16 protein-coding genes are annotated in these 17846 nt (G+C 42.1%); 8 read left to right on the top strand and 8 right to left on the bottom strand.

Annotated elements, in window-relative coordinates; all coding sequences use genetic code 11:
* Positions 1–153 precede the first annotated feature (153 nt).
* Positions 154–1104 (bottom strand): TonB-dependent receptor, encoded by a 951-nt coding sequence (locus MTF64_RS15960; protein ID WP_248451978.1) that lies wholly within the window; start codon positions 1102–1104, stop codon positions 154–156.
* Between the two features lie 414 nt (positions 1105–1518).
* On the opposite strand from MTF64_RS15960, the gene MTF64_RS15955 reads away from it, so the two are divergent.
* Positions 1519–2385: an alpha/beta fold hydrolase gene (locus MTF64_RS15955; protein ID WP_248451977.1), complete on the top strand. Its 867-nt coding sequence runs from the start codon at positions 1519–1521 to the stop codon at positions 2383–2385.
* Between the two features lie 20 nt (positions 2386–2405).
* Here MTF64_RS15955 and yddG read toward each other — a convergent pair whose 3' ends face one another.
* Positions 2406–3326: an aromatic amino acid DMT transporter YddG gene (gene yddG / locus MTF64_RS15950; RefSeq protein WP_248451975.1), complete on the bottom strand. Its 921-nt coding sequence runs from the start codon at positions 3324–3326 to the stop codon at positions 2406–2408.
* A gap of 175 nt (positions 3327–3501) precedes the next feature.
* On the opposite strand from yddG, the gene MTF64_RS15945 reads away from it, so the two are divergent.
* From MTF64_RS15945 to MTF64_RS15915, 7 genes are all read left to right on the top strand, one after another.
* Positions 3502–4155 (top strand): TetR/AcrR family transcriptional regulator, encoded by a 654-nt coding sequence (locus MTF64_RS15945; RefSeq protein WP_024032802.1) that lies wholly within the window; start codon positions 3502–3504, stop codon positions 4153–4155.
* A 3-nt stretch (positions 4156–4158) separates the two neighbouring features.
* A complete protein-coding gene (locus tag MTF64_RS15940; protein ID WP_054981718.1) occupies positions 4159–4641 on the top strand; it encodes a putative 4-hydroxy-4-methyl-2-oxoglutarate aldolase in 483 nt (160 codons plus the stop codon).
* A gap of 346 nt (positions 4642–4987) precedes the next feature.
* The gene (locus tag MTF64_RS15935; protein ID WP_248451973.1) at positions 4988–6196 is read left to right on the top strand and encodes an amidase family protein; all 1209 of its coding nucleotides are present in this window, start codon (positions 4988–4990) and stop codon (positions 6194–6196) included.
* Positions 6193–7767 carry a gamma-glutamyltransferase gene (locus MTF64_RS15930; protein ID WP_248451970.1) on the top strand — a complete coding sequence of 525 codons (1575 nt, stop codon included), beginning with the start codon at positions 6193–6195 and terminating at the stop codon, positions 7765–7767. The genes MTF64_RS15935 and MTF64_RS15930 overlap by 4 nt, the downstream gene beginning before the upstream one ends.
* Entirely contained in the window at positions 7764–8588 is an 825-nt protein-coding gene (locus tag MTF64_RS15925) for a sulfite exporter TauE/SafE family protein (protein ID WP_004587085.1), read from the top strand. Before MTF64_RS15930 ends, MTF64_RS15925 begins: the two co-directional genes overlap by 4 nt.
* Positions 8589–8591: 3 nt before the next feature.
* Positions 8592–9821, top strand: a complete 1230-nt coding sequence (locus MTF64_RS15920; RefSeq protein WP_004587084.1) for an alanine--glyoxylate aminotransferase family protein — start codon at positions 8592–8594, stop codon at positions 9819–9821.
* Positions 9822–9834: 13 nt separating this feature from the next.
* Positions 9835–11121 (top strand): allantoate amidohydrolase, encoded by a 1287-nt coding sequence (locus MTF64_RS15915; protein WP_248451969.1) that lies wholly within the window; start codon positions 9835–9837, stop codon positions 11119–11121.
* Between the two features lie 110 nt (positions 11122–11231).
* On the opposite strand, the gene MTF64_RS15910 is transcribed toward MTF64_RS15915, so the two are convergent.
* The 6 genes from MTF64_RS15910 to MTF64_RS15885 all read right to left on the bottom strand — a co-directional run bounded on the left by MTF64_RS15910 (position 11232) and on the right by MTF64_RS15885 (position 17744).
* Positions 11232–11792, bottom strand: a complete 561-nt coding sequence (locus MTF64_RS15910; RefSeq protein ID WP_164834669.1) for a YrbL family protein — start codon at positions 11790–11792, stop codon at positions 11232–11234.
* A gap of 704 nt (positions 11793–12496) precedes the next feature.
* Positions 12497–14035 carry a glucan biosynthesis protein gene (locus MTF64_RS15905; RefSeq protein ID WP_248451968.1) on the bottom strand — a complete coding sequence of 513 codons (1539 nt, stop codon included), beginning with the start codon at positions 14033–14035 and terminating at the stop codon, positions 12497–12499.
* Positions 14036–14456: 421 nt separating this feature from the next.
* A complete protein-coding gene (locus MTF64_RS15900) occupies positions 14457–15209 on the bottom strand; it encodes an SDR family oxidoreductase (protein WP_248451967.1) in 753 nt (250 codons plus the stop codon).
* Positions 15210–15766: 557 nt separating this feature from the next.
* A complete protein-coding gene (locus tag MTF64_RS15895; RefSeq protein WP_248451966.1) occupies positions 15767–16285 on the bottom strand; it encodes a DUF2569 domain-containing protein in 519 nt (172 codons plus the stop codon).
* A 350-nt stretch (positions 16286–16635) separates the two neighbouring features.
* Positions 16636–16887, bottom strand: coding sequence for a Rho-binding antiterminator (locus MTF64_RS15890; protein ID WP_248451965.1), 252 nt, complete (start codon positions 16885–16887; stop codon positions 16636–16638).
* A gap of 17 nt (positions 16888–16904) precedes the next feature.
* Complete coding sequence (locus tag MTF64_RS15885; RefSeq protein WP_248451964.1) at positions 16905–17744, bottom strand: DUF417 family protein; 840 nt, start codon at positions 17742–17744, stop codon at positions 16905–16907.
* Positions 17745–17846: the final 102 nt, after the last annotated feature.

Below are 17846 nucleotides of genomic sequence, written 5' to 3'. Positions count from 1 at the left end.
CAAGTGCATAAAAAAGACCTGGCGCTTTCGCACCAAGTCTTTCATTAAAACCGTCAACCTATTTCAGGACGGGACAACCCTAATATCATAGGGCTTCAAATTATTATACCAAAAGAGTAAGTTATACTTTGCGGTGCATTATTTAAGAGACACTTAAAAGCGATACGTTACAGACGCACCAAGCGTTTGAGGGTTAACAACAGCCACATAGCCTGTTGGGTAACGCCCGCTTGCAGGTTCTACCGATGTATATTCCTCTTCATCAAACGCGTTGTTAATATAAGCGCTCATTAACCAATGCTCACTATCGTAACTAATTGTGGCACATGTAATTGTGTAACCACCGGCAATACGCTCTTGTGTATTAGTTAAATCACCATAATATTCATCCACATAATTAGCACTTACATTAACTTTTAAGCTATCAGTAAACCAATGCGACAACCCTAAGCTAGCTGTAAGCTCTGGTGCAGAGTTAAGCTCGTTGCCAACTGCATCGCTGTACGTGGCCGATTCATCTATTTTAGTTTTAAGTAACCCAAGCCCTGCATGGAGTTGCCTTTGCTCACCTAACATACTGTATGCTTCAAGCTCTAAACCATAGCTATGAGCATCATCAATATTAGTGATTTTTCTATCTGAACTTAACGCTTGATACCCGCCAAAGTTATTATAAAAAATGTTCGCACTAATATTAATATCACCATTATGAAGTACACTGCGCGAGCCTAGCTCGTAGGTGTTTACTGATTCTTGGTCGTAGTAGTAATACTCTTGTGCGGTAAAATCTAACGCGCCGCCACCCGAGTTATAACCTCTACGGGCGCTGGCCGATAACGTTGTTTCATCTGTAATTTCGTATTGAATCGCTAATGTAGGTAATTTTATAGTGTTAGAGTCATCTAATTGCTCAACTAACCTACTCCCCCCAAAAGCCATATCAAAATTACGAAGCTGCTCTTCGCGCTCTATTCTAAGCCCTGCGGTGAGCGTAAATGCTTTAGTTAACTTAAAGCTTGTTTCTGAATAAATTGCTTTTGAGTCACTGCTGTCGTCACCAAAATAATCTGTTGCGCCTACACCTTTAAAAAAGGGACTCGGCACGCAAGTTATTGGGGATTAGTTAGCCTTGCAGGTTTGTGCTTTTGCATGGCGGGCTCTACCCTATTACAAGCCTTGTTAACAGAGCACTATTTTAAATATTATCAAAGTATTACTGTTGATTTTAGTGCGGTAGTATTTGCACTTATATTTTACTTTAGTGCCAAAAAAGTAAAAGCAAAATCTGCTCACAATACAAGTACGCCAGTATAGTTTTACAACGGGGTTTAAGCTAACAAATTAAACCCCTTTTACTACTTTGCCCCTTTACAAAACGTCAGCGCTAAACACGATACAAACCGATATATCGCCCCCTGGTAATTAAGCTTTGGTTTAAGCTGTTATTCTATTCTTGATTAAGCTGGTCTAACCAGCTACCATTTTTAAATTGAGCATTTAAAAAAGCAATAATAAGTAATGAACACAAACGCTTCAAAGCACGTCACTATAACCTGTAACGACAGGCAAACTCTAAGCGCACACCTATTTACACCCACCAGCCCTATTAAAGGTGCGGTGATGATTGCCCCTGCAACCGGTATAAAGCAGCAGTTTTATGCAAACTTTGCTACTTACTTACAGCAACATGGCTTTGGCGTTATTACGTTTGATAACAGTGGCATTGGCCAATCGCTTAACCGCAGCATTAAAAAAAGCAAAGCCAGTTTACAAAGTTGGGGTGAGCAAGACATGCCTGCGGTACTTGAGCATTTGCAAAGGGTATTTCCTAATACGCAGTATCATTTAGTGGGTCATAGCGCCGGCGGGCAATTAGTGGGGCTAATGCATAACGCTAACGAGCTAAACTCCGCGTTTAATTTTGCTTGCTCGTCGGGTAAATTAACTAATATGAGCTTAGCGTATCAGGTTAAAGCGCACTTTTTTATGAATGGGGTTATACCCTTTAGTAATGCCTTGTTTGGTCATACTAAATCGCAGTGGTTTGGCATGGGCGAGCCACTACCTAAAGGCGTAGCTAAACAATGGCGAAAATGGTGTAACGCCCAAGGGTATGTGCAATCAGCATTTGGTGATACCGTATTCCAACACTGTTACAACACGCTTTCTATGCCCTCAATATGGGTTAATGCTACCGATGACGATATTGCTAACAATGCAAATGTTGCCGATATGCTCTCGGTTTTTCCTAAATTAAAAGCACAAACCCTAACCTTAAACCCACACGACTATGGTTTAAAGGAAATTGGCCATATGAAATTTTTTAGCAAAAAATCTGACGGATTATGGCCACTTGCGCTTAATTGGCTAAACAAACACAGTTAAAAAAGGATGCGTTTACACCGTTAATTTACGGCGTTAATTTGCTTTTTAACTGGTTTTTCACGCGTTACGAAATAGCATACGAGTGAGCCGCCAGTTACCATTATTACTCCTTGCCAAAACGAGGCACTAAGGGTAATAGATAAATAAAGCGCCGAAATAATCGCTGAAAAAACCGGCGTAAAATACGAAAGCGTACCAAGCAACATTAAGTTACCGCCAATAATAGCTTGGTTCCAAAGAGCATACCCGCTGCCAACAACCACACCAGCTAGCACAAGCGTTACGGTCGCGTGCAGTGTAAAGGTCATTTTTGGCTCGTCACTTAATCCATACAACACCCATAAGCTTAGTGCTGTGGCGATAAAAAACAGCACAATGGCATTTTGCCCATTGCTATTTTTTTGAGTAATTACACAGTAAACAGACCAAATAAAAGGCGCTACAAACGCCAATAAGTAGGCCGTTGGGTTACTGGCAAAATTGCCCATAATACTATTAAGTGATAACCCACTATCGCCACCAACGCACCAAGCCACACCAAAAAAAGCGAGTAGCATACCGGGGTAAATCCAAACACTTACTTTACTACGGTTAACCATAATACTGAGCAAAATGGTAAGTGTGGGCCATAAATAATTTATAACTGCCATTTCTACCGCTTGGTGGCGATTATTAGCAAGCCCTACAAACAGCGCTAAACACACCTCGTAAAGTGCAAATAAAGCAGTACCCCAAATAATATAGCGCTTATTAAACCCAGCAAACTTAGGCCGTCCCATTACCAAAATTAAAAACAGCGCGCTTACACTGTACATAAGTGCCGCCCCACCTATAGGGCCAAATAACTCCGAAACATCCCTGAGCAGAGCCACTAAACAACTCCATAATAAAATAGCGGCAATGCCATAAAGCGTGTATTTATGATTAGAAAAAAAGTCCATTAACTACCTAAAAGTACTACTTACGTTTGACGTTACGCTAACAGTAATTAGTGGGTTAAACAATTGTTGCTCATCATTTATTGTTATAAAGATGTTTTTGGCCTGAACTTAAGTGTTTGACCTTTTGGTCAGTAAAGTTACAATCATTCAACACGTTAAAAACAGCATCGCCATAATGAGCACACAAACAAAGCCAAATAAAAAAGAACTCACCCGAGTAAAAAACCAAACATTAATACTCGATGCCGCCGAGCAATTGTTTTCTCAGCTTGGTTACGATGGCACCAGTATGAGTATGGTTGCCAAAGAAGCAGGCGTTCCTAAGGCCAATATTTTATATTATTTTAAAAGCAAAGACGGCCTATACGAAAACGTAATAGACCGCATTATTGCACACTGGAACTTAGGCTTAGATAACGTAACCCCTGAGGACGACCCTGCGCATGTGTTGTATCACTATATTAAAAGCAAAGTCATACTTGCCGTAAACCAGCCGCTGCAATCACGTTTATTTGCCAGTGAAATACTGCGCGGCGCTCCTTATTTGCAAAACTACTTTAGAACCAACACACGCCCGTGGGTAAAACAAAAGGTAGATGTGTTTCAGGCCTGGATAGATGCAAACAAAATGGATAATGTTGACCCTTACCATTTATTATTTACCATTTGGTCAACTACGCAGTACTACGCCGACTTTCAGGCCGAAGTGTTACTGGTAATGAACAAATTAGAATACGACGAAACCGATGTGGCACAAATAACGCAATCAACTGCCCACATAATTTTAAAAGGTATTGGTTTAAAAATACCTGAGCACAGTGAGGCTTAACCCATGGATAACTTTACCACCCCAGACTTATTTGACGATCACCGCAATAGCGTACAAGTAGCCGACAGCGGCCTGCGCCACTTTGGTAAAAAAACCACATTTAGTGGCCAAGCAGTTACCGTTACCTGCCCAGACGATAACTCGTTTGCCGCCGACATACTGCATGAAAACGGCAAGGGTAAAGTACTGGTTATTGATGGCTTCGCTAGCAAACGCTTTGCTTTTATAGGCGATATTATGGCGGAGCGCGCGTTAAAAAACGGCTGGGAAGGCGTGATTATTAACGGCTGTTGCCGCGACATTGAAATACTTGCCACAATGGATTTACCGGTTATGGCACTGGGCTCAACCCCGCGCAGTACATTAAAGCGTGGCTTTGGAGATAAAAATCAAACAGTGACCATGCTTAGTACCACAATTAACCCTAACGATTGGCTATACGCCGATGTAAATGGCTTAATTATTAGCCCCAACGCATTACTATAAACGCCATATTTGCAACCAAGTTGGTGCAATCACGCACCAACTTGGTGTGTTTTCACCTCTAAATTACGCCTTCTTTAATACTTATATTTTTATAAATATCTGCTAAACCCCATACAAACCAAACAAAACCTGACCGAACGGACAACTTTATTGCATTTGGCATTGCTTTTGCTTAGCTTTTAGGCAATATAATAGCTAACCGATTAAAAAGCGGATCAGGCTCTGTAAAATAAAAATAAGATGTTACGCAGTGGGCTAAAAAATAATAATAACTAATTCGTCTTTTTAATCATCCTAAATCTGATTATAACCAGTTGGTCAGATTTACTTTATAACGAGTGGTGATATGAGTACCAAAACACATAATAATTTTACCGGTATTTTTTGTGACCATGGCCCTAACGCATGGCAAATACAAACCCACGGCAAACTTGTAAATAAGCGCCTTGCGGTAAAAGATGTATTTGCTGTTAAAGGCGAGCGCAACAGCGCAGGTAACCCAAGCTGGTTTAAAGCAGCAAAACCTGCACAGCAAACAGCAAGTGCCGTAAACAAACTAATGAATGAAGGTTGTCGCTTTACAGGCTTTACCCATACCGATGAGCTGGCCTACAGCTTAGAGGGCAATAACATTCACTATGGTGCAGCACAAAACCCAAAACTTAAAGGCCATGCAAGTGGCGGCTCAAGTATGGGCTCGGCAGCAGCTGTGGCGGCTAACCTAGCCGATATTGGCTTAGGCACTGATACTGGTGGCTCTATAAGGATACCTGCAAGTTATTGTGGCTTATTTGGTATAAGGCCAAGCCATAACGTAATTGAAAAAGATGGCCTAATACCGCTAGCGCCCCCATTTGATACCATTGGCTGGCTTACGCAAAATGCAGAGCTGCTAAGCGATGTAGGCAATGTACTGTTACCAAATCAAGCTATTAATAACGTTGATACTTTAGTTATTTGCGAGCCATTATTTGAGCTGGTTGACCCTGCATTACAAGCCCCACTTAAACAACTGCTTGAAAAAACCAAACCTTATTTTAAACACCATAAAGAATTTGAACTGCCTAACAGCAGCTTATTAAGCGAACTGGCTGACAGCTTTAGAATACTGCAAGGGCGAGCAATCGCAAAAACGCATAAAGATTGGCTTCAATTGCCAGGGCAACTTCCCCAGTTTGCTCCGGCAATTGCGGCACGTTTTAACATGGCGCTTGCCCTAACCGCCCAAGAAGAGCAAGAAGCACTAAATGTACAAACCCAGTGGCAAACACTAATCGCTAAAAACCTAAACACAAACAGCTGTTTATTTTTGCCAACCACACCCACAACTGCACCTAAATTGGGCGCCGACACAAGCGCCTTACGCATGCAAATAATCACCTTATCGGCCATTGCGGGCTTGAGCCGCTCGGCGCAAGTACACTTACCATTGGCTAATTTAGAAAATGGCCACCCGTATGGGTTTTCATTAATGATGAGCCACGGCAACGATAAAAGCCTACTTGCCTGCGTACAACAATTAGCTGCCCACTTTAAACAGGACACTCTTGCATGAGCACACACAACATTGCCTTTACTGCCCCGCATTTTGCAGCAACCGAGGCAGGCACCTTAATACTAAAACATGGCGGTACAGCCACTGAAGCCATGGTAGCGGCAGCGGCTGCTATTAGCGTGGTATATCCGCATATGAACTCAATTGGCGGCGACAGTTTTTGGCTTATTGATAACCCAAACCAAAGTATACCCACTGCCATTGATGCCTGCGGGCGCGCACCAAACGATATAAGCGCCTATAGCAATGAGCCACACATACCAGAGCGCGGCGGTTTAAGCGCGCTTACTCAGGCTGCAACACTTCGCGGCTGGCAAAAAGCCCTTGCGGTAGATGAGCACGCAGCTCTTTCACTAAGTACTATTTTAGCCCCAGCCATAAAGCTCGCGCGCGATGGCTTTACAGTATCTAAAAGCTTGCAAGCAGGCTGCGAAAAGCTTGCTACCGCTTCAAACACTAATGCTGCCTTTAAAGAGCTTTACATACCCAACGGTAAACCGTTGCAAGCGGGCCAACATTTTAAAAACCCAAAACTTGCCAATACCTTTGAGCACTTAGCCGAGCATGGCTTAAACGCCTTTTACCAAGGGCCTTTAGCAGAGTCGTTTGCAAACGATTTAGCTGCCGCAGGCAGTGCAATTACACGCGCTGATATTGCCAATACGCAGGCCGATTTAGTAACGCCGCTCAGTGCTAATTTATCGGGCATACAGTGTTATAACTTACCCGCCCCCACACAAGGCGTACATTCTCTGCAAATAATTGGCGCTGTTAATAAACTAAAACATTTAGCCAAAACAGAGGCTGATTGGATGCACTTAATTGTTGAGGCAACCAAACAAAGCTTTACTCACCGCCCTACACTTTGGGCCGACCCAGACGCGCTTGGCGATGATTATAAAAACGCATTAACTGATGAGCGCTTAAGTGCGCTTGCCAGCAATATAGATATGAGCCAAGCCAAGCAATGGCCATTTAATGCAGAGCCAGGCGATACCGTTTGGATGGCCGCACGGGATAAAAACGGCCAACTAGTAAGCTTTATTCAAAGTGTTTACTGGGAATTTGGCAGCGGCATTTTGATGAGCGAAGGCGGCTTTGTGTGGAATAACCGCGGTTTAAGTTTTAGTTTAAATAGCAACGATGCCAATGCCTTAAAAGCGCATAAAAAACCGGCTCATACACTCAACCCTGCTTTAGCAAAATTTGACGATGGTAGGCGCCTTGCCTACGGCACCATGGGCGGCGAAGGCCAGCCACAAACACAAGCTGCTGTATTTAGTGGTTACGCATGGCGTAATAAATCAATTACCCAAGCAGTAAGCGATCCGCGTTGGTTATTAGGGCGCACCTGGGGCGATACAAGCACAAATTTAAAGGTAGAGCAAAGCTTAGTAATTCAAGTTAAACATGAATTAAATCAACGTGACCACGACTGGGTAAGCGTTGATAATAACAATGAAATGATGGGTCATGCAGGTGCCATTTTAGATACGCCTACCAGCCTTGAAGCAGCCACCGATCCTCGTTCAGATGGTCGCGCAACAGTAACTACAGCAGGAACACAATGACAGAAATAATAAATCAATGGCCGATTATAGCGGCCTTAATAGCAACCGGTATTTTTGCAGGTATTTTAGCAGGCCTGTTTGGTGTAGGCGGCGGCATAGTAATTGTGCCTGTGCTGTACTTTTTACTGCAAGGCTTTGGCGTAAGCCCTGAGTCGGCCATGATGATAGCCACAGCGACATCGCTTGCCACCATAGTGCCTACTTCTATTTCGTCGATTCGCTCGCACCATGCAAAAGGCAATATCGACCTTGCTTTAATTAAATACTGGGCCCCGTTTATTTTGGTAATGGCCGTGATATGTAGCTACTTAGCTCATTCTATACGCGGTAATGCATTGGTACTTATGTTTGCCTGTATTGCCATTTTAGTAAGTTTAAACATGTTATTTAGAGCCGGCGCGCCTGCCCTTGTTAGTAAATTACCAGGTAAATTTGGCCAAGGCATTATGGCAAGTATTGTCGGTGGTTTATCGGTAATGATTGGCATAGGTGGCGGCACTATTGGCGTACCTATGCTAAACGCGTTTAACGTACGTGCTCATGTTGCCGTTGGCACCGCTGCTGTATTTGGCTTATTAATCGCGTTACCGGGCGTTATTACTTTATTAAGTATTGGTACTACACCCACCGATGCGCCGCTTGGCACGTGGGGCCTTGTAAACCTACCTGCTTTTATACTTATTATTCCGCTTACTATTTTGTTTGCCCCTATTGGCGTAAAAATTGGTAGCAAGCTAGATCAAAAACAATTAAAACGCGCCTTTGCCGTTGTATTAATGATAACGGGCATTCGTATGCTTATTCAGACTCTGGGAGCCTAAAACATGTTTAGCGACACGCAAATTCAAACTTTAAATCCGCCACAGCGATTACTCATGGGCCCAGGCCCAATAAATGCAGATCCACGCGTGCTACGTGCTATGTCGGCGCAGCTAATTGGCCAATACGACCCAGTAATGACCGGTTTTATGAACGAAACCATGGCTCGCTATCGCGAAATTTTTAAAACCAAAAACGAATGGACCATGTTAGTTGATGGTACATCGCGCGCAGGCATAGAAGCCGTTTTATGCTCTATTTTACGCCCAGGCGATAAAGTACTGGTGCCCATTATGGGCCGCTTTGGCCACTTGCTTGCTGAAATAGCCGAGCGCGTAGGCGCAAAAGTACACACCATAGAAGTTCCGTGGGGCGAGGTATTTACCCCCGAACAAATAGAAAAAGCCATTGTTGATGTAAAACCCCATGTACTTGCTATGGTACAGGGCGATACCTCTACAACCATGAACCAACCCCTTGAACACATTGGCGATATTTGCCAAAAGCACGACGTATTATTTTACTGCGATGCCACCGCTTCGATTGTAGGTAACGATTTACCCGCCGATGAGTGGAAGCTCGATGCGCTTTCGGTTGGATTGCAAAAATGTTTAGGTGGCCCGTCTGGCTCTGCCCCTTTAACACTGAGCGATAAATGCGCCGATTGGATCCAAAAACGCAAAAAAGTAGAAGCGGGTATTCGTACCGCGCAGCATACCGATGGCACCGAGCCATTTGTACGCTCAAACTACTTTGATTTAGGCATGATCATGAATTACTGGGGCGAAGAGCGCCTTAACCACCACACCGAAGCCACCAGCATGCTGTATTGCGCATCAGAATGTGCTCGCATTGTTATTGAAGAAGGCGTTGATAACTGCGTTGCCCGCCACAAGTTACACGGCGATGCCATGCTAACGGGTATTCAAGCGCTGGGCTTAAACGTATTTGGCGACTTAAACCATAAAATGAACAACGTAGTGGGTGTTTACATACCCGAAGGCATTAATGCTGACCACGTACGCGGACAAATGCTAACCGACTTTGGTATTGAAATTGGCACCTCGTTTGGGCCGCTGCATGGCAAAATTTGGCGTATTGGCACCATGGGTTACAACGCCCGTAAAGATGCCGTATTACAAACATTGGCAAGCCTAGATGCCTGCTTACACGCCAACGGCTATAAAGGCCCTAAAGGCGAAGCCGCTATTGCCGCCCTTGCCCATTATAAATAAAAAAGGATTTAGCATGACGATTGCAAGCCCCCTCCATGAGCCATTATTAAACAGTGAGCTGGCTAATAAATTTGCCGCGCGCGCGTTATTGCGCTGTAAAACGCTCAGTGGCCTATCGCAAATGCAAGGTGGCATTCACCGTGTGTATTTATCTAAAGAGCACAAAGAGTGTAACCGTGTCACTGCTGAATGGATGGCTGAGGCGGGCATGCAATCGTGGCAAGACGAAGTCGGCAATTTATGGGGGCGCTTAGCATCATCTAACCCAAACGCTAAACGTTTAATTATTGGCTCACACCTAGACACCGTACCAAACGCCGGTGCATTTGATGGTATTTTAGGTGTGCTACTCGGTATTGAAATAGCCGCCCTTGCACACACGCTTAAGCTTGATTTACCATTTCATTTAGATGTAGTGGGCTTTTGTGATGAAGAAGGCACTCGCTTTGCCACCACGTTAATTGGCTCAAAAGCACTGGCGAACGAATTTGACCCCCAGTGGTTAAATATACAAGATACAAACGGCATTAGTATGCGCCAAGCCATGCTTGATTTTGGCCTAAACCCTGATGATTACGCTAAAGCCGCCCTTAACAAAAACGAATTACTCGGTTATTGGGAAACCCACATAGAGCAAGGCCCAGTGCTTGAATCGGTAAACCAGGCGCTAGGCGTAGTAACCGCTATTGCTGGCGCCAAACGCGCTATGATCACCCTAACAGGCCTAAGCGGCCATGCAGGCACTACGCCAATGAACTTACGCCAAGATTCGTTAGTTGGCTGCGCCGAGCTTACCCTTGCCATAGAGCAACTAGCAAAAAACGCGAGTAATGGTGAAGTAGCCACCGTAGGGCAAATTCATGCTCGCCCAGGCGCTACAAATGTTATTGCCGGTAAAACGACCATAAGCCTAGATGCACGCGCACAAAATGATGCCGACCTAGCAGTATTACTTAATGCAATACATACCCGCGCCGATCAAATTGCTACATCGCGTAATTTAACGCTTGATTGGCAATGGACACATGCGGCCGACGCCGTAGCGTGCGACACTCAGATTCAACAATTGTTTAGCAGTGCCTGTAAATTGAATAACCAAGCCTCGCCTTCACTTGCCTCTGGCGCTGGACACGATGCCATGGCTATTGCCCCTATTTGCCCTGTAGGCATGCTATTTATACGCAGCCCTGGCGGGATAAGCCATCACCCCGCAGAAGCTGTTATTGATGAGGATGTAACAAAAGCCCTTAGCGTAATGTACAGCGCGCTCATGCTGTATGTAAAAGAGTTAGAAAAGTAACTAACGGTTATTAAGCGCAGGGTAGGCTATGTGTTGTTAGCTTAGCCCTGCGTATTAAACGGGGCTGTGGTTATTAATTAAAGCCAGTATTTAAAGTCGGAGTTTAAAACTTAATTAAGGCTTAAGCCAAGCTCATTTAAACTCGCTTCAAAGCGCTGCCATTTTCTATTTATTTTACGCTTAGCCGATGAGCTCACGTAATTACTAATAGGAAAAAACTCAGTATTACCAATATCATCAACAACAACACACCGCTCAATGGTGCCGTTATTATTAACACACGCTATATTGCGTGGTTTTATTTCTTTGGTGATCACTAAATTGTGTAATAAATAATCTTTTAAGTTTAATAGTGGCTCGGCTAAGGCTTCACTATTTGGCTGATTTAAATAATATTCTAGCGTTTTAGCCGGCTGATTATTTGCATCAATCACTAAGTCAAACACGTACCCTGTGCCAATATTGGTGTGTACCGTACCATGGTATCGCGCTAACAACTGCCACTGAATGTTCCGGTTACTAAGTCGCTTATAATAAGCCAGCTCTTGATCTTGCTCCTGCGAAAACCCTTCATGGCTTACTTTTATACATAAATTATGTGCCTCAGGATGCCTGTAACACGTTCTATGCGCCCCTTTACCTACAATTAAATCGTCGTTCAATGAGATCAAACCAATTTTCGTCCTAACGTAAATTTACAAATACCAATTCGCTTAATTAAGTAACCTGTTTTGAGGATTGGTATAAAACGAGGTAAATAACACGCCTTAAAATCGCACGCTTAGTATTTACATCTATTAATGCAGCTTTTATTACTATGTCAGTAATAAAGTAGGTACATTCGTTAAATAAGCCGGCCATTTTAACTATAAATTAGGGTTTATCAAGGTAAATTAAGAAAGCAGTGGGTATACAAGCGACTAAAATAGCCTTATGAAATAAGTATCACACTAGACTGGGTAATAATTAAATAAACTAAAAGTGTATGCAGCCATACATTTGTTAATTAGCGCGCTTCGTCCTAATAATAAGCATTCATAAATAGCTTAATAAAAAACGAATACGTATACTTTGATATTTTGGAAATGGAGAACATAGGATGTTAAAAAATATTTTATTTTTAATAGGTTGCATACTAATAACTATTGCAGCATGGCTTGTTTTTCAAGCTTTTGGTCAACACACTTTTTCAATAATGCTAATAATTTCTGCTGTAGTAATTTTCAAAATTGGCTGGACTAAACTTAAGCATCGAAAGTAATCTCTCGTCTATTTTGCCATTCAACATGCTTACTAAGGTTTGAATGTTAATGGCTATATACCGCACAACTATATAGCCATTTGCTTTACTTAAGCTTATTAAACCTTAGCTTAGTTACTCAATCGTTACCTTTGCATCACTTACCCATGTTTCGGTTATCGCCTCTTCGTTTTTATCAACCAAATACGCGCGTATGCTTACGGGGTCGTTATTGCTCTGTTTGTAGTCAAATGCTAATCTCCATTGGTTGGTTCCCACTATTGGGTAAGCACCAATTGGCTCCAGTATTTCGCCGTTACTGGCTTCAACAATAGGCTTTATGCCACTTTCTCTATCTAGGCCTTTAAACACTGGCCCTTCAAAATCAATCACCATTTTGTTTACGCCCTCAGGTATAGGCTGGCCAGGAATTCCGCCCTGCCCTTGGCGAGTATTAACAACACTTGCCAGTGTTTTTGATTTTGGATCGAGTGGACGCCACTCAATATCATAAGAAAAGGTAAACTCATCGCCTTTACGTACCTCTTTTTCAGGCACCCAATAGGCAACAATGTTATCAAACGTTTCATCTTTGGTTGGGATTTCGATTAGCTGCACAGCGCCTCTCCCCCAATCACCCGTAGGCTTGATCCACGCTGATGAACGCTTATTGTAAAACACGCCGTCGTCTTGGTAGTTATTAAAGTCACGGTCTCTTTGGATTAAGCCAAAGCCTTTAGGGTTTTCATCAATAAAGCTATTGGTCGACACCGACTGCGGATTATTTAACGGTCGCCAAATATACTGGCCCGACCCAGTATGAATCGCTAAGCCATCGCTGTCGTGAATTTCTGGGCGCCAGTCTTTCGCTACCGTTTTATCTTTTTCTGAGTACCAATACATGCTGGTTAGCGGCGCTATACCTAAGCGCTCTACATCGGCGCGCATATACAAATTAGCACTTACAGAGGTAACATGCCCTTTGGCCTCTTTGTTATCTTTACTTAAACCAAACCGATAAGCACCTGTAACAGAGGGCCCCTCAAGCAAAGCCCACACAGACATGCTCTCACCTTTATTTTCTGCAGGGCCTAGCCAAAATGCCGAAAAGCGTGGAAATTCTTCTGGCTCACTCATACCGGTATTAATTGCAATACCGCGAGCCGACAACCCATATTGCCCCTGAGGGCCATCAGTTCTAAAATAAGACGCCCCCAAAAACGATATCCAATCTGGTTTTATATCGGGGCGCATAATTCTAAAGCCTGCAAACCCAAACCCTTCTGGCAGGTCGTGGGCTGGGCTGTCGTCAGGCATATCAAAAAGTGCATTATTAAAAGGCAGTTCTTTAACATTGTTTTTATCATCTCTGATGAAAATACTTACCGGCTCAGGAAAATATCGCCCAGGGTAAAATAATTGTACCGGTGCCTTTTTGCCATTTGGGTAGAGGGTTTCATCTTCTTTAAAGCGTATTTTCCAATGTTCGTCATAGGTAATTTTATCGATAAGCTCAGGGGCTGGCACTTCCACAGGCGTATAAGGCTTTTTGGCAGAGGCTTTTGCCATTGCTTTTAAATCTTCAAAAGTAAACTTAGCACTTGCTTGTGCTTGCGCCGCGTGAAACGACACAGAGGAGGCAATAATAGCGGCAATAAATAACTTTAACTTCATAAAAAGTATCTCTAATAAAGGGAGTCTAAAAATAAGCGCCCAGTACGAACGCCTAACTTAAAATGCGTGTAAAGATATTACACACCGCAATATGAACTCGCGTTTACTAAAATAACGTTATTTGGCGAAGCTTCTATGCTTAGCTGTGTTTGGGGGGGTTGTGTTTGAATAGTTGTGTTTGAATAGCTGTATTTAATAAATGCGGCTGATATAGCTTTTACTTAGTTAAAGCCAGTTAGTGCTTTAAAATCGAAATACTGATCTGTGCGTCGCTGCTACGCTTAGTATAACTACCTGATTAATGCAGGCTTGTGAACAAGAACTGAGAAGTCGAGTAGCATATTCAATCCTTTTTTAGCTTATAACACCCACTTAAAAGTGTTAAGCGTGAGGAATTGCCATTACATTGGTTTGCTATGTATTAAAGGCCACCACATAAGTCTAAAAAATTCCCTGTCGAAAACGATGACTTTGCTGATGAAAGCCAATAAATAGCTTCAGCCACCTCCTCAGGTTCACCTCCACGCTTAAGAGGAATAAGCTCCTTTAACCTTTCTACTCTTTCAGGTTCACCACCATCAGCGTGCATTTGCGTATTAATTAGCCCAGGACGCACACAATTAACTCTAATTCCTTCACAGGCAACCTCTAGTGATAAACCTTTAGTGAGTGTATCTATAGCCCCTTTTGAGGCAGCATAATCAATATATTCATTCGGTGAACCTGAACGAGATGCCCCCGATGAAACGTTTACAATAACACCACCTTTTCCGCCATGGCGTGTAGACATACGCTTTATGGCCTCTCGACAGCATAAAAAGTAACTAGTCACGTTGTTTGCTAAAATAGTATTAATTCTTTCAGCTGTTAAATCCTCCAAACGCGACTGCTTACGTAAAATACCAGCGTTATTAACAAGTACTGATAAAGGGCCTAGCTCGGCATCAATTTTTTTAAACAGCCTTACCACATCATTCTCAACCGAAACATCTGCTTGGACTGTAATACAACGATTACCTGCAGCCCTAATATCGCTTGCGACAGCTTCGGCCGAAGCTAGATTAGACTTGTAATTGATACAAACCGCATACCCTTTTGATGCAAATAATTTAGATGTTGCAGCACCAATACCTCGACCTCCGCCCGTTATTAAAACCACTTTTGTGTTATTCATAAGTCATCCTTAAATAATGATGGAGGAATATAAAATGCTTTGCTAAACAATAAGTTGTTGGCATAAATTAGCAATACAGGAGTCAAACCAACTGTTTACGTTCTGCTTTACAATTTTTTATTATGCTTAATTTTCTTACTACGTAATTGAATACCAAGTTGCGTGCCTAATAAAACAGCCATTACATGCAGCAAAGCTGGAATCAAATATATTAAAGGCTCCATTGATATTTCTATCAAAATAGATAGTAAGGCACCGACACTTAAGTTAATAAACCAATAAACAGCCGCAACTAAAAGGCGTATTTATAAGGCCTCACTGTTTGCTTGTACCCTAAGTAACAATAAACAATTAAAGAGGTTCCAAACCCGAGGACGTAATGAGTATAAATGTATGATGTGCTTTGAGTCACCTCATCAAAGCCAACAATCAACGTTGCTATTGTTGATAAAGCAATTAGTAATAAATACAAGCCTACTGAAAAGAGTACAATCCTAGAGTATTTCACGATAATCCTTGAGCAATATAATTAGGCTGTAGATTTGAATGCTAACGCCTCAAGCTTCGCTGGCGTCCTGATGACTTGATTTGTGAGGCATTTTTTCAACGAAGGTTGCCTTAACCCTTTTAGATAAAAGCAAATACGGTACCCAGATTATTCCGCCTATCAGAACTCTGAAAAATTCTTTAGCAGTTTCTGGGTCCCAAAAGGGCTCATCAGGCATGGCAAGCTGTACTAGCCATGAGTCTAAGGGTATAAAAATCAATGAAATCACCACTATTAATATGTAAGTGAAGGGAAACCTATAGTTCTTGGAGAAAAATAGAAATGCTAAATATATTAGTGCAGCAAACATTGCTACGTTATATACAATTTCACCAATTATAAGTGGAGCCCAAAATGGACTGTATGCTTCCGAGCCAACGGTCGTTAAAGCTTCCCACGTACCATCACTAAATATTGGTTGGAATAAAGGAAAGGTTGTAGCAAAGAGCCTGATTGGGCCCATTACGACTCCAATACCAACTAATATAAGCCAACCGGACAGCCCTTTAAGTTCTTCATTATTACTCACGGTATCTCCTTGATGCCTAACAGCTTATTGAACACCACTTTGGGGGTTTATAACGCCCCAAAGCGGCGCATATTACATTGCTCAATAATTCCACTAAATAACTGTAATGTAAACAAGCAATTAGACAGTAGTGAAAAAGCCTTTGTTATGTTGCCCCAAAACGACTTTTAATAATGTTATTGGACAAAGTCAGAATAACTGTTTATATGCACAGTTTACTCTAAAGGTAAATTTTGCCTTTGTGCATTCAGCACGTAATTAGCTAAAGCACTAGTTAGATAAGTGAGCCTTAACATAATAATGAAACAGGCCCGCTAAAGTGTTTATGATAAAACGAATGGGTTAGTGATTTACTTTACATCAAAGTTCACATGGTCAAAGTAAGGATTACTCTCACGCGCTTTAAGTACACTAATTGTAGTGAGCACAATAAGCTTTAGCTCGCCATTTACGTTAATGGCAATGCACTCTTGTTTGAGTGCATTGCGTTTTGTATCAGTTGCTACACCACATACACTATCACCATTTTTTAAAATAAGCTCAACGCTTAAATGGTGCATACAGGCAATTTCGATGTAATCGTAATGGTTGCAACTGATCATAACGTCCTCTTTATATATTATTTAGCAGGTTTAAGTAGCATTAAAGTGGCAATAACAATTAAGTTACCTACATACCATAAATCTTTAATTACAAATTGCCCTAAACGCTCTAATAACGTGCTTGAGCTAAACGCGCCGTTTGCGGTAATTAAAAATGTTTGGGTCATTAAAAATACGCTTAAACACGCTAAGCCACTAACAATAATAAGCTTTTTATTATTAAGTAAAATGCCTATGCCAAGTAACACTGCAAATAATACATCAAACCCACCAATGATATTTGATGCGCCTTGTACGCTAAATACCGTGTATAACCACGACATAAACGGTGAGGTTTCTACTAGGCCTACAATGGCTTTGGCTTCAAACTCATAAAATTTCATGCCGCCAATCCACAGTAACACCATAGCAACCGGTATAAAGTTTAAAAGTACGTGTTGTTTGTCTGTTAGTTTATTTTTATAAAACAAAAATAAATACAAAGGGATGATAGCAAAGTATTTAATTATGCCTTGCCCACTGCCAATAATTGGAAAGCCGCCTAACTGTGCCATCCAGCGGTTACTGGCAAATAAGGTAAGCAAAGGCACTATGCTAACAACTAATGCGAGTATAACTGCAGGCACAGGCTTTATTAATTTTAAATGCGCAGCTAAGGTGGTGACTGCCAACGCAATCATCGCGGTGCCCGTGAGCAAACCTAATGTATTGTTACTGAGTAAGGTATCAAGTTCATAAAAACTAAAGGTAGCTGAGAGTGTGTTTGGGTTTGCACCTAAAGCAAACGATACACCAAGTAATGCAAAGCTGAGTGTAAGTAAAAAGGTGAGTGCGTTATTTGTGTGTGTTATGTTCATTGTGTGCCCATTAAATCTGTAATGGCTAATAAAGACCTAATTTTTACAAAAAGTGATTCAACTAAAGTTAAATTTTTTAATACAAGGAAGGGCATTTTGGTT

The sequence above is a fragment of the Pseudoalteromonas sp. 2CM41L genome (assembly GCF_023161905.1).
Classification (GTDB): domain Bacteria; phylum Pseudomonadota; class Gammaproteobacteria; order Enterobacterales; family Alteromonadaceae; genus Pseudoalteromonas; species Pseudoalteromonas atlantica.
Note: the sequence above shows the minus strand (reverse complement) of the source record. Positions and strands in the feature narration are given on the sequence as shown.

Excerpts from the sequence above, each read along its gene's own strand:
- MTF64_RS15955 (WP_248451977.1), top strand. The coding sequence starts at position 1,519 with ATGAACACAAACGCTTCAAAGCACGTCACTATAACCTGTAACGACAGG.
- yddG (WP_248451975.1), bottom strand. The coding sequence starts at position 3,326 with ATGGACTTTTTTTCTAATCATAAATACACGCTTTATGGCATTGCCGCT.
- MTF64_RS15945 (WP_024032802.1), top strand. The coding sequence starts at position 3,502 with ATGAGCACACAAACAAAGCCAAATAAAAAAGAACTCACCCGAGTAAAA.
- MTF64_RS15940 (WP_054981718.1), top strand. The coding sequence starts at position 4,159 with ATGGATAACTTTACCACCCCAGACTTATTTGACGATCACCGCAATAGC.
- MTF64_RS15935 (WP_248451973.1), top strand. The coding sequence starts at position 4,988 with ATGAGTACCAAAACACATAATAATTTTACCGGTATTTTTTGTGACCAT.
- MTF64_RS15930 (WP_248451970.1), top strand. The coding sequence starts at position 6,193 with ATGAGCACACACAACATTGCCTTTACTGCCCCGCATTTTGCAGCAACC.
- MTF64_RS15925 (WP_004587085.1), top strand. The coding sequence starts at position 7,764 with ATGACAGAAATAATAAATCAATGGCCGATTATAGCGGCCTTAATAGCA.
- MTF64_RS15920 (WP_004587084.1), top strand. The coding sequence starts at position 8,592 with ATGTTTAGCGACACGCAAATTCAAACTTTAAATCCGCCACAGCGATTA.
- MTF64_RS15915 (WP_248451969.1), top strand. The coding sequence starts at position 9,835 with ATGACGATTGCAAGCCCCCTCCATGAGCCATTATTAAACAGTGAGCTG.
- MTF64_RS15905 (WP_248451968.1), bottom strand. The coding sequence starts at position 14,035 with ATGAAGTTAAAGTTATTTATTGCCGCTATTATTGCCTCCTCTGTGTCG.
- MTF64_RS15900 (WP_248451967.1), bottom strand. The coding sequence starts at position 15,209 with ATGAATAACACAAAAGTGGTTTTAATAACGGGCGGAGGTCGAGGTATT.
- MTF64_RS15890 (WP_248451965.1), bottom strand. The coding sequence starts at position 16,887 with ATGATCAGTTGCAACCATTACGATTACATCGAAATTGCCTGTATGCAC.
- MTF64_RS15885 (WP_248451964.1), bottom strand. The coding sequence starts at position 17,744 with ATGAACATAACACACACAAATAACGCACTCACCTTTTTACTTACACTC.